A 15867-nucleotide genomic window follows, 5' to 3' on the forward strand; every position below is an offset into this window, starting at 1 on the left:
TCAGGCCCGCAGCCACTCGGTGACGATGACCTCCGCGCCGGTCCGCAGCCTCAGCGCGAACGGGCCGGCCGGCGGTGTGTCGCTGGCGAAGCGGCCGAGGGGATCGACCGTGACCGAGCGGGCCGTCTGCGGACCGCCGAGCACCTCGATGCGCGCCGAGCGCGGCGGCAGCACCTGGCCGATCAGCCCGTCCTCGGTGACCTCGACGTCGACCGTCACCTCGCCCGCCCGGAACGTCAGCATCCGCGGCGGGTCCGTGACGCCCCGCACCGGCAGCGCGTCCACGAGCGAGTCGAAGGCCAGCTCCGCGATCTCGGCGTCCAGGTCGTGCAACGCGTAGGCCTCGAGCGCCAGTTGGCGCAGGGCGTCCGGGACGGGATCCAGGACGGCGGCCGCCTGCCGCAGCTCCTCCTCCAGCAGCGCGTCCGCGAACGCGTCGTCGTCCGCGCCCTCGTGGGACAGACCGCCCTCGTCGTCCGCGCCCTTTGCGGGCACACCGTTGCCGTCATTGCCACTCATGCCGCACCTCGTGCGTCCATCCGGGCCCGCAGCCGGCGCAGGCAGCGCTGCCGCAGGGGTCCGATGCTGCCGACCGCGATACCGAGCGCGGCCGAGATCTCCACATAGCTGGGCTGCGGACAGGAGACCAGCACGCGCAGCAACTGCCGGCAGCGCTCCCCCATCCCCTCCAGCTCCTGCCACAGGCGGCGCACCCGCTCGGCACGGTCCGCCTCCTCCTCGGAGTCGATCAGCGACTCCTCGGGCGTCCGGTCGTCGCTGGCCCGGTCGAGCACCTGCGGGTCGTCCGTCAGGGTCAGCCGGGCCAGGCTCTTGAGCACCTTCAGGCACTCGTGGCGGGCCGTACTGGCCAGCCAGGCCCCCGTCTTGTCGGGTTCGCGGATCCGCCCCAGATGCTGGGCGAAGCGGAACCACACGGTCTGGTAGACCTCGTGCGCGTCGGCGTCGGAGAGCCGGTGCGCGCGCACCACCGACCACACCAGCGGACTCATCCCTTCCACGAGCGCCTTCCAGGCCGCGGCGTCCCCGTCGACGGCGGACTGAACCAACGCCCCGACCTCTGTACGGTCCACGGCTCCACCCCTCGTGTACGGCACGTCATCGTACGCCGTGGAGCGGAGCGTCCCGGACCTCATACGGGCACGGCCGGGTCGAAAGCCGTCGCCGGGCGCCAGGTCGGCGGCCGGAGCACCGTCACGCGTGCCCCGCGCACCTCGGTGCTGTCCGTGGCCGAGGCCAGCAGCCGGTCGCGGGCGGCGCGCGGGTCGCGTTCCCCCTGCGCCGTCATCTGCGCGGCGACGAGGCCCGCGACGACCGGGGTGGCGAAGGAGGTGCCGCTCCACTGCGCGAGCCCGTCGAACATCACCTGGTGCGGCTTGGCGCCGGTGTTCTCCCGGCCCTCGCTCAACACGCCGGTGTGGCGCGGGAGCTGGCAGGTGCAGGAGTAGTCGAAGCCGAACCGGCAGGCGTCGTAGGTCGAGTGCTGGTAGACGTACGGCACGGGCGCGGCGAAGCCGGTGAGGGCGCTGGTGAGGCGCTCGCCCGGGGCGAAGACCCGCACCCACGGCCCGTGGTTGCTGAAGCAGGCCTCGCTCTCGCCGTCCGCGCTCAGCGCGCCGACCGACACCACGCTGTCCGCGTACTCGGGCAGGGCGGCGTAGGCGGCGGGCCAGAACGGCGCGTTGCTGGAGTTGTTGCCGGCTGCGGCCACCAGCAGGGTGCGCTGCTCGCGCAGTTCCCGCATGAACGCGTCCAGGCCGATGAGGCCGTCGGTGCCCTCGGTGGTGGTGCCGGCGGAGAGGCTGATGATGTCGGGCCAGCCGCCCTCGTCGACCGCCTCGAAGAGCCGGGCGCCGAACTCGGACTCCAGGATGGCACCCGCGTCGCTCATGGTGTTGCGGACGCTCACCTCGGTGTTGGGCGCGACGGCCGCGAGGATCCCGGCGATGAACGTGCCGTGCCCGGCGTACTGGCGCAGCACCCCGTCGGCGCCGGTCTCGGCCGGCTGGACGTCGCCCGTGGTGTGCGCGAGCAGCGGGTAGCCGCCGTGGTCGTGCACCAGGCCGGTGTCGACCACGAGGACCCGGGCGGCGCTCGCCGCGTCGTAACGGCCCCCGGCGGCGGCCGGGTTGGCCGGCTGGGTGCGCGGCACGGGCACCGGCTCGTCGCTCGGGCAGGCGTTGACCGCGATGTGCACCAGGTGGTTGCGGCCGGCCAGCCGGCGGCCCTGGCGGCCCTCGGCTTCGCGCAGCGCGCGCAGGGCGTGCGGGACGGTGTCGGTGCCCTCGGCGGGGTCGCCGATGCGGATGCGGGTCACGCCGGTGCGGTTGGTCTGCGGGCCGTCGCGGCGCACATGGTCGGGCACGAGGCCTTCGGTGGCGGTGAAGTGGGCGCGCACGGTGTCCTCGACGACCCGGGCCTCCTCGCCGTCCCGGGCGAGGACGACCCCCTTCTCGTACAGGAAGTGGGATGCGCCGTCGTCGTGCGGGCCCATCGCCAGGGCCACGTCCGGCATCGCGCGCCGGATGTGGTCGAACTGCTCGTGGAATCGCTGTGGTGCCATGATGTCTCCTCCCCCGACAGGACGGTGTCCGACAGTGAGAGTCGCGGGGCCACCGTCTGATACACCAGGCCACTACCATGCGAGACGTGACAGCGGGAAGCGAATCAGTTTCCGAACTGCTGCCCTTGGTCTTCGCCGACCCGGGCGCGGCCCGGGCGCGCGCGGAACAGGTGCTGCAGGCCGGTCCGCCGCCGCTGCACGCCAGCGTCGCCCACCAGGTCCTCGGCATCTGGCAGCGGGACTTCGGCGATCTGCGGATCGCGCTCGGGCATCTGCGCCGGGCCCGGGACCTGGCCGCGCGCGCCGAGTCGGCCGACCGGGAGGCCGACGTGCTCGCGACTCTCGGGGTCGCACTGGTGCACGCGGGGCGCACTCGGCAGGGGCTCACCTCCTTCGAGCGGGGTGTCGCGCGGGGCACCGGGCACACCCGGGCGCGGGTGCTGTACCGGCGGGCGTACGTGTGGTGGGTGCTGGGGCACCACCGCGAGGCGCTGGAGGACGTACGGCGGGCGCTGCCGGTGCTGCGGCAGGCCGGCGACGACATCTGGACGGCGCGGGCGCTGACCCTGCGGGCCACCGTGCGTCTGGCGCTCGGCTCGGTGGACCGGGCGGTCGCCGACTTCACGGCGGCCGAGCGGCTGTGGGACACCACCGGCCAGGAGCACGACAAGGCCGACGCGGTGGAGAGCAGGGGCCTTGCCGCGTTCCGCTCCGGGGACATCCCGGCGGCGCTGCGGCTGCTGGACGAGGCCGAGGAGCGCTACGCCAAGCTCGGCACCCCCACGTACATGCTCTCCATCCGGCGCTGCGAGGTGCTGATGGCGGCCGGGCTGGCCCCGGAGGCCCTCGCCGAGGCGGACGCGACGATCGCGCTGCTGGACCGGATCGGCGGGCAGTCCACCCGCAAGGCCGAGGTGCTGCTGGCCGCCGCGCGGGCCGCCCGCTCGGCCGGGGACCCGCACACCGCCGTCGCCCGCGCCGCCGTGGCCGTACGGCTGTTCGCGGCCCAGCGGCGGATGTGGTGGCAGGCCCATGCCCGGCTGGTGCTGATCGAGGCGCGGGTGGCGGCCGGGCGCCGCTCGGGGCGGCTGGTGGCGGACGCGGCGGCGGTCGCCGAGAAGCTGGCCTCCTTCGGTTCGCCCGCCGCTTCGGAGGCCTCGCTGCTCGCGGGCCGGATCGCGCTCTCGCTGGGCTGGACCGCGGACGCCGAACGGCACCTGGCGGTGGCCGCGCGCAGCCGGTACGGCGGGCCGCCGCAGGCCCGGGTGACCGGCTGGGCGGCGCAGGCGCTCAGGGCCCGGGCCGCCGGGTCCGGGCGCGGGGTGCTGGAGGCCTGCCGGCGCGGCCTGGACGTGCTGGACGACCACCGGATGACGCTCGGCGCCTCCGAGCTGCGCGCCCGCACCACCGCGCAGGGCGCCGAACTGGCCGCGCTGGCCCAGGAGGCGGGCCTCGCCCAGGGCGGCCCGCGGCGGCTGCTGGAGTGGAGCGAGCGGTGGCGGGCCACCCTGCTGTCCGCGCCGCCCACCCGGCCGCCCGCCGACCCGGCGCTGCAAAGCGGCCTGACCGCCTACCGGGAGATAGCGGCCCGTGCGGAGGAGGCCCGGATGGAGGGCCGTCCGGTGCCCGCTCTGGAGCGCGAACAGCGGCGCCTGGAGCGGGAGATCCGCTCCCGTACCCACCACATCCGCGGTGCCGCACCCCACGGCGGGGACCGCTTCGACGCGGCCCGGCTGCTGGACCGGCTCGGCGACGCCCGCCTGGTCGAACTCGCCGTCGTGGACGGGCGGGTGCACGTCCTGCTGTGCGGGCAGGGCCGGGTGCGGCGGTTCGCGGGCGGCCCGCTGGCGGAGGCGATGGCCGAGGCCGAGTACGTCCAGGCGGGCCTGCGACGGCTCGCCCACCCCGGCGCCGAGGCACGGCTGCCGCTGGTGGAGGCGGGCGGCCGGCGACTGCAGGAACTGCTGCTGGGCGAGGCGGCGCAGCAGCTCGGCGCCGGTCCCGTGGTGATCGTGCCGCCGGGGGCGCTGCACCGGGTGCCGTGGGCGCTGCTGCCCGCGCTGCGCGAGCGGGTCCTCAGCGTGTCGCCGTCGGCGGGCAGCTGGCTGCGCGCCCGCGAGACCGAGCCGCCGCCGGGCGGGCGGCACGTCCTGGTCCGCGGCCCCGGCCTCGCCACCGGCGGCGCCGAGGTGCCGGAACTGGCGGGCCGGTACGGCACGGCGACGGTCCTGGAGGGCGATGACGCCCAGGTCCCCCGGGTGCTGGAGCACCTCGACGGCGCCGCACTCGCCCATCTCGCGGCGCACGGCACGTTCCGCGCGGACAGTCCGCTGTTCAGCAGTCTGCGGATGGCCGACGGCCCGCTGATCGTGCACGACTTCGAGCGCCTCGCCCGCAGCCCGTACCGGATCATCCTGTCCAGCTGCGACACCGCCCGCCTCGCCTCGGTCGGCGCCGACGAACTCCTCGGCCTGGTCACCGCGTTGCTCCCGCTGGGCACGGCCGGCGTGGTGGCGAGCAGCGCACCGGTCAACGACGCGGCGGTGGTCCCGCTGATGCTCGCCCTGCACAAGAGCCTCGATGCGGGCCTCTGCCTGGCCGAGGCCCTCCGCGACGCCCGCGCCGGTGTGCCGGGCGACCCGGTCCACCAGGCGACGGGGTGGGCGTTCGCGGCGTTCGGGGCGGCCTGAGCACGGCTACGCCGGCGCCCCCTGCGGCAGCTCCACCAGCCAGGGCAACGCCCCCCGGTCCCCCGTACCGAGCCGCGTATAGGCGCTGTACAGGTGATTTCCGACGGTCCGCACGGACAGCGTGAGCCGCTCGGCGATCTCCCGGTTGCTCAGGCCCGCCGCGGCGAGCGTCACGATCTGCCGCTGCCGGGCGGTCAGTTCACCGAGGGCGAGGCCCGTCAGCACCGGTGTGTGCGCCCCCTGGCAGCGGCGCGCCAGCGCGACCGCGCGGGTGCGCGACAGCCGGGCGGCACGCGGATCGCGGTGAGCCCGCACGGCCTGCGCGTGCGCCTCGGCGGCGAAGAGCAGGAACCCCCGCTCCCGCAGTTCCTCGGCGGCCCGGTCCAGTCCGCCCCCGTCCCCGCGCGTCAGCGCCTCGGCGTGCTGCGCGAACACGCTGCCCGCCGGCAGCTGCCCCGCGGCCCGACCCGGCTCACCCAGGCGTACGCAGTCGTAGCGGGCGTACACGTCGTCGCCCTCGCCCGGCTCCCCCTGCGCCAGACGGAGTTCCGCACGGCAGGCCGCGTCCCCGGGCGCGTCCCCGAGCCCCTCGCGAGCCCAGGCGGCGGCGTCCCGCAGCTCGCCGCGCAGCCGGGCGAAGCGGGCGCGGACGGCGGCGTACCCGGCCGGGACCCGGGCGCCCTCCGCCACCAGCCAGTCCCCCACCGAGGTGGGCACCGCACGGACGTCGAGCTGCTCGATCGCCCCTGCCAGCGCCCGCCGTTCGGCCTCGAGAGCCGGGCCCGCGTCGCGTGGAGCGCGGGTGGTAGCGGGCGCGCAGCCGGCCCGCGGCGCGCAGGGCGGGGCCGTGCAGGGGGTGGGCGAGGGTGACGGCCGCGCCGTGCTCGTCGACGTGGATCAGACCGTCCGTCTCCAGGCGTTCGAGCACGTCCAGGTCGAGGTCGTCCAGCGGCAGCGCGACCGGCTCGGCGAACGCGAGGCGTTCCAGCGTCTCCCGTTCACCGGGGCCGGGGCGCCCGAGCAGCGGGGCGAGCCGTTCGCGCACGGCCGCGGTGAGCGGCAGCGCGCCCCGCCAGGCCCGCTCGCCGGTGCCCGGCACCGGGGTCAGCCGGCCGTCCGCGCCGAGTGCGGTCACCAGGTCGCGCAGCAGCCGCAGATCGCCCCGGCACACGGCGTGCAGGCGGCGCACGGTGAGCGGTTCCAGGCCGGCCGCGGTGAGCAGGTGCGCCACGTCCTCGTACGGCAGTGGCGAAAGGGCCAGCCGGGGCAGCAGTTCCCCCGTCCACAGCCGGGACACCGCGCCGGGCGCGGGCACGCCGTCCACCGCGGCCACCACGAGCCGGGTGCGGCCGTGCACGGCGAGCTGGTGGACCAGGGCGGCGGAGGCCTCGTCCAGCAGATGGGCGTCGTCCACGACGAGGAGCCGCACCCCGGACAGGATCCGGAGCGCGTGCTGCGGCGAGACGCCGTCGGGCAACAGGTGCGCGAAGGCCGCGAAGGGCAGGTCACGGGCCTCGGGCGTGCCGGTCACCCGGGCGTGGTCGGTGCCCCGCACCGCCTCCGTGATCAGCCGGGTCTTGCCGTGGCCGGCCCCTCCGGTCACCACGATCCCGTGCCGGCCGGCGGCCCACGACCCGCGGACCAGCTCCAGTTCGTCGGCCCGGCCGGTGAACGGCCAGGGCGGTACCGGTGTCGTCGCGTCCTGTTCGTAAGTCCTCACACCAACTGGAGTGCGCGTACTCAGATTTGATACAGGGTGACTTGAGTAGCCCCCGACTCAGGCGCCCGGCGGCGCCGTTCGGGCACGCTGACCGCATGACCCGACGCCTGTGCTCGCTACCGCGGCAGCCGGCCCCGTGCTTCGCCCCGGGGCTGACGGCCGAGCGGCTGGGCGCGCTGCTCGCCGGGCGGCGGATGTGGGTCAACGGCACGGTCCTGCACTACTACTTCTACGACGACGTCCGTGACGCCTCGGTGATCCCGGTCCCCGGGACCGGGGAGCTGCGCCGGGTGCCGTGGGCCGGCGGGGAGGCGCAGCGGGACGCGGTGCGCGAGTGCCTGCGCGAGTGGCGGGAGCTGGGCATCGGTGTCACGTTCCGCGAGGTCGGCGACCGGCACGAGGCGGAGCTGCGGATCGGGTTCCAGACCGGCGGCGGCTCCTGGTCGGCGGTGGGCCGCGAGGCGCTGACGGTCGGCCGGGGCGAGCGCACCATGAACCTGGGCTGGGATGTGACCGGGCCCGGGGAGCGCGCGACGGTCCTGCACGTGGTCGGGCACGCGCTGGGCATGGTGCACGAGCACCAGAGCCCGTACGCCGGGCTCCACTGGGACGACGAGGCCGTGTACGCCGAGCTGGCGGGCCCGCCGAACTTCTGGAGCCGTCAGACGACGGACACGAACGTCCTGCAGCGGCTCGAGGCCGGCGAGGCGAGCGGTTCGGTGTGGGATCCGCAGTCGGTGATGACGTTCGCGTTCGGGCCGGGGCTGGTGCTGGAGCCGGAGCAGTACCGCGGGGGGCTGCGTCCGTCCGGTGCCCCGTCCCCGGCCGACAAGGAGTTCGTGCTCCGCTGGTATCCGCCGGCCGCACCGCCGGAGCCGGCCGCGCTGGTGCCGTTCCGTTCGGCGCCGCTCGGGCTCGGACCGGGCGAGCAGGCCGACTTCAGCGTCGAGCCGCCGGAGACCCGCGACTACACCGTGGGCACCTTCGGCGACGCCGACACCGTGCTCGTGGTCTTCGAGGAGCGCGACGGGGAACCGCGCTTCCTCGCGGGCCACGACGACGGCGGCGCGCCGGGCAACGCCGCCGTGCGGGTCCGGCTCGTCAAGGGCCGCCGCTACGTCGTCCGCGTCCGGCTGTACTCGACATGGGGGTCGGGGGAGACAGCCGTCATGTGCTGGTGACAGCACAGGGACGAGGACGACCACGGTCCGGCGCCGGGGGAGCGGTCGCGGACGTCACCTACGGGGGAGGTGACGTCCGCGGCCGTGGGACAGCGCGGCGGGCGAGATCGACGGAGGTGCGCCGCGCCTCGGGTGCGCTCGAACCGGATGCGACGGGGGCCAGGTCGAGGACGCCGGGGCCGAGGACGCCGAGGGGGTGCCGGAAGGCATGGCTGCGGCTCCTCAGCTGTCGGCGGGCGCGGGGTCGCGTGCGGCCCGGGGCAGGACCGGTGCCCAGGGGAACGGCGGGTCCGGGATGTCCTTGCGGAGCACCGGCGCGACCGCCGACTGGAACAGCTCCAGGGAGTCCCGGTGCTGGACGTCGCCCAGCCCGCCCGCGTCGGCGTGCACGTGCAGCACGGTGTGCCCCAGCTGCTCGTGATAGCGGTGCACCTTGTCGATGACCTGCTGCGGGCTGCCGATCAGGGCCGAGCTGCGGGCGACGAAGTCCTCCAGCGTCTCGAAGACCACGGGCAGACCCGTCCTCCTCCGGAACGCCAGATCGCTCTCGAAGACCGGCCGGTAGCCCTCCAGCGCCTGCTGCGAGGTGGGGGCCACGTACAGGCCCGCGGAGCCCGCGCCGACCGCGAGGTCCGCCGGATCGTGGCCGTAGTGCTCCCAGCGCTCGCGGTAGTGGCGGATCAACTCGGCGTACGGCTCGATCGGGTTGGTGACGTTCGCGGAGAACAGCGGGTCGCCGTAGCGGGCGGCCAGATCCACGGACTCCTCGCTGGTGGCGCTGCCGTGCCAGACCCGGACCGGCCGCTGGTACGGCCGCGGCCAGACCTCGGCGTCCTTCAGCGGTGGCCGGAAACGGGTGTCCGCGGTGACCTTGTCCTGTCGCCACAGCCGCCGGAACACCTCGTAGCTCTCGGCGTTGCGGTCCCACTGGTCCTCGGGTGTGACGTGGAACAGCTCCCGCTGGGCGGTGCCGTTGCCCTTGCCGATGATCAGGTCGAGGCGACCGTCCGCGAGGTGGTCCAGCGTCGCGTAGTCCTCGTAGGCCCGGACGGGGTCCAGCAGGCTGAGCGTCGTCACGGCGGTGAAGAGCCGGATGCGCCGGGTCAGCGCGGCGATGTGGCTGAGGACCACCGCCGGCGCGGAGGAGATGAACGGCCGCTCGTGCCGCTCCCCCACGCCGAACCCGTCGAAGCCCAGCTCCTCGGCCAGCACCGCGTTGCCGAGGACCTCGCGGAAGCGGGCGTGCGTGGGCTTCTGGACGCCGGTGAGCACGTCCGGCCGGTGCACGATGAGGGTGATCGCGAGGAACTTCACGACGCGGCCCGCTCGGCCGGCCCGCCGGCGCCCGCGTCGGGGTGGGCAAGGCCGAGGTGGTCGCGCAGGGTCGTGCCCGTGTAGTCGGCGCGGAACACGCCCTGTTCCTGGAGCAGGGGTACGACCTTGTCGGCGAAGGGGTCGAGGCCGCCGGGGGTGATGTGCGGGACGAGGATGAAGCCGTCGGAGGCGTCCGCCTGCACGAAGTCGTTGATGGTCCGGGCGACCGTGGCCGGGGAGCCGACGAAGGTCTGCCGGTTGCCGGTGTTGATGACCAGGTCGCGGATGGACCACTTGTTGGCCTCGGCGAGCTGCCGCCACTCGCGGGCGATGGCGAGCGGGTCCCGGTACATCCGCACCTGGGCGCGGCCCCGGGAGATGTGGTCCTCGCTCACCACCGGGTCGACGTCGGGCAGCGGGCCCTCCGGGTCGTACGCCGACAGGTCGCGGTTCCAGACGAACTCCAGGTGTTTGACGGCGGTCGCGCCGCTGACCTGCTGGCGGCGGACCTCACGGGCGAGTTCGGCGGCCTCCTGGTCGGTGTCGCCGAGGACGAAGGTGGCGGCGGGCAGGATCAGCAGCTGGTCGGGGCGGCGGCCGTACTTGGCGAGGCGGCTCTTGACGTCCGTGTAGAAGGCCTGGCCCTCCTTCAGTGTGGCGTACCGGCTGAAGATGGCGTCCGCGCCGGCGGCGGCGAACTCGCGGCCCTCGTCGGAGTCGCCCGCCTGGAAGATCACCGGGCGGCCCTGCGGGGAGCGCGGGACGTTGAACCGGCCGTGGATGTCGAAGTGCTGGCCCCGGTGGACGAAGGCACCGGCCCCGGCATCCCTCAGGAAGGTGCCGGCGGCCTGGTCGGCGAGGATCTCGTCACCGCGCCAGGAATCGAAGAGTTCGTGCGCGGTGGCGAGGAACTCCTTGGCGCGGGAGTAGCGCTCCTCCTGCGGCAGGAACCCGCCGCGGCGGAAGTTCTCGCCGGTGAAGGCGTCCCAGGAGGTGACGACGTTCCAGGCGGAGCGGCCGCCGGAGAGGTGGTCGAGGCTCGCGAACTGGCGGGCCACCTCGTACGGCTCGTTGAAGGTGGAGTTGATCGTGCCGGTCAGGCCGAGGCGGTCGGTGACGGCGGCCAGCGCGGCGAGCACGGTGAAGGTGTCGGGGCGGCCGACGACGTCCAAGTCGTATATTTTGCCGCCTTGTTCGCGCAGCCTGAGTCCTTCGGCGAGGAACAGGAAGTCGAACTTGGCGCGTTCGGCGGTCCGCGCGAAGTGGGCGAAGGAACTGAACTCGATGTGGCTGCCGGCGGCCGGGTCGCTCCACACGGTGGTGTTGTTGACGCCCGGGAAGTGGGCGGCCAGGTGGATCTGCTTCAGTGGCTTGCTCATGGGTGCGGTCGTCCTCTCCGGCTGCTCAGACGGTGGCGGCGTAGCGGTTGGCGGGGCAGGCGAGGCCGAGCAGGCCGCGCAGGGTGCCGGCCTCGTAGGCGTCCCGGAAGCGGCCCCGGCGCTGCAGCTCGGGCACCAGCTCGCGGCTGATGCGGGGCAGGTCGTGCCCGGCGACGGCGGGCCGCAGCCGGAACCCGCTCAGCCCGGCGGACGCCAGATCCTCGAGGACATCGGCCAGTTGGGCGGCCGTGCCGGTGAAGATCCGGGCGTCGCTCGTGTACGGCTCACCGGCGAGCGCGTCCAGCCGCGCCCGCCGGTCCTCCGCCTCGGCCCGGCTGTCGTCGAGGAGGACGAGGAGGTCACCGAAGACGTGCAGGGTGTCCCCGGCCCGGCCCGCCGCCTGCTGTTCGGCGCGGATCTCGGCGACGATCGCACGGGCCTGCTCCGCGTCGTGCGGGGTGACGTGGCCGACGTCGGCCTGGCGGGCGACGAGCCGGTACGGGACGGTCTGGTGGGCGAGGGCGGTGACCAGCGGCTGGCCCTGGGGCGGGCGCGGCGTGATCGAGGGCCCCTTGACCTTGAAGTGGCTGCCCTCGAAGTCGATGTAGTGCAGCTTGTCCCGGTCGACGAAGCGGCCGGTCGCCGCGTCCCGGATCTCGGCGTCGTCCTCCCAGCTGTCCCAGAGCCGGCGCACCGCTTCCACGTGGTCGGCGGCCTCGTCGAACAGCTCGGTGATCACCTCTTGGGCGGCGGGGCTGTCGTAGGCCTCGATCCGCTCGATGGTGCGGCGGCCGAAGTGGGCGGCCTCGTTCGGCCTCGCGCTGATCTGCACCCGCAGGCCCGCGCGGCCTGTGCTGACGTAGTCGAGGGTGGCGATCGCCTTGGAGATGTGGAACGGCTCGGTGTGCGTGGCCACCACGGTCGGGACGAGGCCTATGTGCCGGGTGAGCGGGGCGACGCGGGAGGCGACGAGGACCGCGTCGAGCCGGCCGCGCACCTGGTCGGTGCGTTCGTCGGGGTCGAGGAGGAGCGAGGACTGCGGGCCGAGGCCGTCCTCGATGGTGACGAAGTCGATCAGGCCGCGTTCGGCCTCGGTGACCAGGTCGCCCCAGTACCCGGCGGTGAACAGGTCCCGGGGCCGGGCGACCGGCTCGCGCCAGGACGCGGGGTGCCATCCGGTGCCCTCCAGGGCGACGGCAAGGTGCAGGTGGGAAGCGGGAGTTGAGGACACGTCGGTGCCTTCCTTGAGGTCCGTGCGAGAACACCGGCTCGCCCGGACAGGGGTGTCGGCGGGGGCGGGCGCGGCGGGAGGAGACCCGGGCCCGGGCGACCGGGTCGAGGTGACAGGGTTCAGGTGACCGGGTCCGGACGGCCGGGGAGAGACGTCAGCGGCGACAGAGTGCGGCGGACACGCGCTGGAGGTCTATGTGCGGCCGGGATGTCAGCCAGGCGGAGCGGTACGGGCGCGGGGCGTGCTGCGGGAGTGCGCGGGGCACGGCCGTCACCTCCGTCCGTCGGGCGGGGCGGGCCGGGTGAGCGGCCGCCTCGCGGATCTCGTCATGACTCACAACGCGCCGCCGGCTCCGGTTGTTCCCGCACCGCGGGGCGGGCCGGGGTGTTTCAGGAGTTGTCGAGCGGCAGGCCGGGCGGGTTGACCTCGGACTTGGCCACGGCTTCGTTGGAGAGGTTGTAGGCCTTCAGCCAGGCAGCGTACTGGCCGTTCCTGATCAGGTAATTGATCGCGTCGGCGAGCGGCTTGGCGAGGCCGCTGTCCTTCCTCGCGGTGGCGGCGATCAGGCCCTGCAGGCTCGCGCCCGCGCCGGAGAACTTGCCTGCGTTGCGGGTGGCATTGGGCGTGTTCGCGACCTGGGTGACGTGGTAAGCGATACCGGGGTTGGGTCCGAAGTAGGCGTCGATCTTGCCGCTGGCCAGGGCCAGGTAGGTGCTGTTGTGGTCCTGGAAGTACTTGACGGTGAGCTTCTTGCCCTCCTTGGCCAGCTTGGCCTTCCACTCCAGGAGGATCCGCTCCTGGTTGGTGCCGGAGCTGACGGAGACGGTCCGGCCCGCGAGGTTCTCGTAGTTGCCGCCGAAGTTCCAGGTGCTCTTCTTCGGCACCTCGAAGGCGAGGTTGTCCTGGCGGTAGGAGGCGAACTCGTACTTCTTCTTGCGTTCCTCGGTGTCGGTGACGTTGGAGAAGGCGACGTCGACCTTGCCGCTGTCGACACCGACGAAGAGGTTCTCCCAGGTGAAGTTCCGCAGCTCGGGCTTGAGTCCGAGCACGGCGGCGACCAGGCGGCCGAGGTCGGGTTCGGATCCGGTGAGGGTCTTCTGGTCGCTGCCCACGTATGCCAGCGGCGGGAATCCGGCCGGCAGTGCGCCCTCGCCGATGACGAGCTTTCCGCTCCTGCGCAGGGAGGCGGGCAGTTCGGCGCTGATGGACTTCACCTCGGACACCTTGACGGTCGTCTGCCTGGCGGCGCCGTTGGAGACCTGCCCGATGACGACCTCGCCGGGCCTGGGGCTGTCGTTGGTCGCCGCGTCGCTGTTGCCACCGCAGGCGGCGAGCCCGGTGGCGAGGGTGGCGACTGCGGTCGCCGCGGTGATGCCGCGTGTCAGGCTGCGTCGGAGGAGGTGGCTGCGCATGGCTGTCCTTGTCGTTCGGTGCGGGCGGAGGGGGTGGTGGCTGGGGAGGGACGTCACAGGACCCTGGCGAGGAAGTCCCGGGTGCGTTCGTGCCGGGGCCGGTCCAGGACGTCCCCGGGCGGGCCCTGTTCGACGATCCGGCCGCCGTCGAGGAAGACGATCCGGTCGGCGACCTCGCGGGCGAAGCCGATCTCGTGGGTGACGATGACGAGGGTGGTGCCGCTGGTGGCGAGGTCCTTGATGACGGAGAGGACCTCGCCGACCGTTTCGGGGTCGAGCGCGGAGGTGGGCTCGTCGAACAGGATGATGCCGGGGCGCAGCGCCAGGGCGCGGGCGATGGCGACGCGCTGCTGCTGTCCGCCCGACAACTGGCGCGGATAGGCGCCGGTGCGGTCCCCGAGGCCGACCCGGGTGAGCAGGTCCCGGGCACGCTCGCGGGCCGCGGCCCTGTCGAGGCGGCCGGTGGCGACGGGAGCCGCGGCGACGTTGTCGAGGACGGTCAGATGCGGGAAGAGGTTGAAGTTCTGGAAGACGAACCCGATCCGGCCGCGCTGGGCGAGGATGGCCCGCTCGCTCAGCTCCTTGAGCCGGCCGCCGCTGCCGCGCTTGACGCCGATCAGTTCGCCACCGACGCTGACATGGCCGATCTCGGGCTTCTCCAGGTGGTTGACGACCCGCAGCAGGGTGGACTTGCCGGAGCCGGAAGGGCCGATGACGACGGTGACCTCGCCGGGGCGCACCGTGAGGTCGATGCCGTCCAGCACGCGATGGGTGCCGTACCACTTGTGGACGCCGTGCACCTCCAGCGCGGCCGGGGCGGTGTGCGGGGTGCCGGTGACGGTCATACGGCGGCCTCCCTGCGCAGCCGGGCCCGGAATCCGGTGAGGGCCGCCCGCGCCTTCTGCAGCGGGGTCGGCGGCAGCGCGCGGGTGGCGCCGCGGGCGAAGTACCGCTCGACGTAGAACTGGACGACGGACACGGCGCTGGTGAGGATCAGGTACCAGACAGTGGCGACGAGCAGCAGCGGGACGATGTCGCCGGGGTAGGTGCTGCCCATGGTCTGCACGGAGCCGAACAGGTCGAGCAGCGAGACGTAGAAGACCAGCGAGGTGCTCTTGACCAGGCCGATGAGCTGGTTGACGTAGTTCGGTGTGATGGACCTGAGTGCCTGCGGGAAGACGATCCGGGTGAACTGGTAGCCCCTGGGCAGGCCGAGCGCGGCCGCCGCCTCGTGCTGGCCCTGGTCGACGGCGAGGATGCCGCCGCGCACGACTTCCGCCGCGTACGCCGCCTCGTTGAGGCTGAGTCCGACCACGGCGACCGTCATGTCGGTGGCGAGCTTCGACTCGTCGAAGGTGACGAAGGCGGGGCCGAACGGGATGCCGAGGCTCACCGTCTTGTACAGGGCGGAGAAGTTGTACAGGAAGATCAGGACGACGATCAGCGGCACGGAGCGGAACAGCCAGGTGTAGGTCCAGCTCACGGCGCGCAGCACCGGGCTGCCGGACTGCCGTCCGAGGGCCAGCAGGATGCCGCCGAGGAGACCGGACACGGCGCTGAGGGCGGCGACTTCGAGGGTGACGAGGAGCCCGTCGAGGATGCTGGGGCGCAGGAACCAGTAGCGGAAGCGGTCCCACTGGTAGAACGGGTTCGTGGCCAGTCCGTGCGCGATCTGGGCGACGAGCACGAGGGCGACGGCGGTGGCCACCCACCGGCCGGGCCGGCGCAGCGGCTGAACGCGCTGGGCATGGAAGGACTTTGAGGGTACGTCAGCAGGCGGCGGCGCCTCGGCGAGAAAGACGGCGGTGCCTGGGGGTTCACTCATGACGGGCTCCGGCTCGGGTCGGCGCCCCGGCCCGGGCGGCGGACGGGCACGGACCGCGACGGCGCTACGGCACAGGGCGGCCCGCGGCAGCGCGCGGGATCCGGGGGGCTGGGCGGACAACGGCACACCACGGGGACGGTGTGCGGCAACGGCACAGCGCCGGGGCGGTGTATGTCGGGAATACGGGGCTGGGAAGGGGCGTCAGCCCTGGCGGCGGGCAGTGCCCGGCGCGGTACACAGTGCGCTGTTGACCCGGAGCAGGTCGACGGCGCGGTCGGCGACGAGGAGCCCGGCGTACGACGGCACGCAGCCCTGGGGGCGGCTTGTGGCCGTCCGGAGAGCTGCGCCCATGGTGTCACCTGTCACTGTCCGGCCCCGTGGGGCCCTCGCGCTTACCGAAAACGTCATTCCGGTCCGGTCGTCACCTGGGGCACCCCACCGCGATGCGAGGGTTGCCGGTCAGCGAGCCAGGGCTTGGCGCTGACGCTCATGACCGTTCTGAGCCGTAGGTTAAGGCAGTCGCCGCGTCCTCTG

General features: G+C 73.8%; 13 protein-coding genes, 1 pseudogene and 1 riboswitch. Of the genes and pseudogenes, 2 read left to right on the forward strand and 12 right to left on the reverse strand.

Annotated features, from left to right (window positions below):
* The 3 genes from A6P39_RS08365 to A6P39_RS08375 are packed head-to-tail and all read right to left on the reverse strand — an operon-like array spanning position 1 to position 2581.
* Positions 1 to 519, reverse strand: a complete 519-nt coding sequence (locus tag A6P39_RS08365; protein ID WP_234379179.1) for a hypothetical protein — start codon at positions 517 to 519, stop codon at positions 1 to 3.
* The gene (locus A6P39_RS08370) at positions 516 to 1154 is read right to left on the reverse strand and encodes an RNA polymerase sigma factor (protein ID WP_199840980.1); all 639 of its coding nucleotides are present in this window, start codon (positions 1152 to 1154) and stop codon (positions 516 to 518) included. Before A6P39_RS08370 ends, A6P39_RS08365 begins: the two co-directional genes overlap by 4 nt.
* Positions 1151 to 2581: a S8 family peptidase gene (locus A6P39_RS08375; protein ID WP_067053704.1), complete on the reverse strand. Its 1431-nt coding sequence runs from the start codon at positions 2579 to 2581 to the stop codon at positions 1151 to 1153. Before A6P39_RS08375 ends, A6P39_RS08370 begins: the two co-directional genes overlap by 4 nt.
* 77 nt (positions 2582 to 2658) lie before the next feature.
* Between A6P39_RS08375 and A6P39_RS08380 the strand changes: the two genes are divergently transcribed.
* A complete protein-coding gene (locus A6P39_RS08380; protein ID WP_107304493.1) occupies positions 2659 to 5271 on the forward strand; it encodes a CHAT domain-containing protein in 2613 nt (870 codons plus the stop codon).
* A gap of 6 nt (positions 5272 to 5277) precedes the next feature.
* Here the strand turns inward: A6P39_RS08380 and A6P39_RS08385 are convergent.
* Positions 5278 to 6991, reverse strand: a pseudogene (locus A6P39_RS08385) (LuxR family transcriptional regulator AbsR2).
* Between the two features lie 95 nt (positions 6992 to 7086).
* Here A6P39_RS08385 and absR1 point away from each other — a divergent pair.
* The gene (gene absR1, locus A6P39_RS08390; protein WP_067053711.1) at positions 7087 to 8172 is read left to right on the forward strand and encodes a beta-glucuronidase AbsR1; all 1086 of its coding nucleotides are present in this window, start codon (positions 7087 to 7089) and stop codon (positions 8170 to 8172) included.
* Between the two features lie 222 nt (positions 8173 to 8394).
* Here the strand turns inward: absR1 and A6P39_RS08395 are convergent, their stop codons facing one another.
* From A6P39_RS08395 to A6P39_RS08430, 8 genes are all read right to left on the reverse strand, one after another.
* Positions 8395 to 9486, reverse strand: a complete 1092-nt coding sequence (locus A6P39_RS08395; RefSeq protein ID WP_067053713.1) for an LLM class flavin-dependent oxidoreductase — start codon at positions 9484 to 9486, stop codon at positions 8395 to 8397.
* Positions 9483 to 10865, reverse strand: coding sequence for an NtaA/DmoA family FMN-dependent monooxygenase (locus A6P39_RS08400; protein WP_067053715.1), 1383 nt, complete (start codon positions 10863 to 10865; stop codon positions 9483 to 9485). The genes A6P39_RS08395 and A6P39_RS08400 overlap by 4 nt, the downstream gene beginning before the upstream one ends.
* 25 nt (positions 10866 to 10890) lie before the next feature.
* Positions 10891 to 12096, reverse strand: coding sequence for an LLM class flavin-dependent oxidoreductase (locus A6P39_RS08405; RefSeq protein WP_067053717.1), 1206 nt, complete (start codon positions 12094 to 12096; stop codon positions 10891 to 10893).
* A gap of 154 nt (positions 12097 to 12250) precedes the next feature.
* Positions 12251 to 12433 carry a putative leader peptide gene (locus A6P39_RS08410; RefSeq protein ID WP_107304494.1) on the reverse strand — a complete coding sequence of 61 codons (183 nt, stop codon included), beginning with the start codon at positions 12431 to 12433 and terminating at the stop codon, positions 12251 to 12253.
* Between the two features lie 52 nt (positions 12434 to 12485).
* Positions 12486 to 13508: an ABC transporter substrate-binding protein gene (locus tag A6P39_RS08415; protein WP_067053719.1), complete on the reverse strand. Its 1023-nt coding sequence runs from the start codon at positions 13506 to 13508 to the stop codon at positions 12486 to 12488.
* Between the two features lie 53 nt (positions 13509 to 13561).
* A complete protein-coding gene (locus A6P39_RS08420; protein WP_067053721.1) occupies positions 13562 to 14353 on the reverse strand; it encodes an amino acid ABC transporter ATP-binding protein in 792 nt (263 codons plus the stop codon).
* On the reverse strand, positions 14350 to 15333 hold the full coding sequence (locus A6P39_RS08425; RefSeq protein ID WP_067053723.1) for an amino acid ABC transporter permease: 984 nt from the start codon (positions 15331 to 15333) through the stop codon (positions 14350 to 14352). Before A6P39_RS08425 ends, A6P39_RS08420 begins: the two co-directional genes overlap by 4 nt.
* 201 nt (positions 15334 to 15534) lie before the next feature.
* The gene (locus tag A6P39_RS08430) at positions 15535 to 15684 is read right to left on the reverse strand and encodes a hypothetical protein (protein ID WP_159396175.1); all 150 of its coding nucleotides are present in this window, start codon (positions 15682 to 15684) and stop codon (positions 15535 to 15537) included.
* A gap of 32 nt (positions 15685 to 15716) precedes the next feature.
* Positions 15717 to 15828: riboswitch (SAM riboswitch) on the reverse strand.
* Positions 15829 to 15867: the final 39 nt, after the last annotated feature.

Source organism: Streptomyces sp. FXJ1.172 (genome assembly GCF_001636945.3).
Taxonomy (GTDB): domain Bacteria; phylum Actinomycetota; class Actinomycetes; order Streptomycetales; family Streptomycetaceae; genus Streptomyces.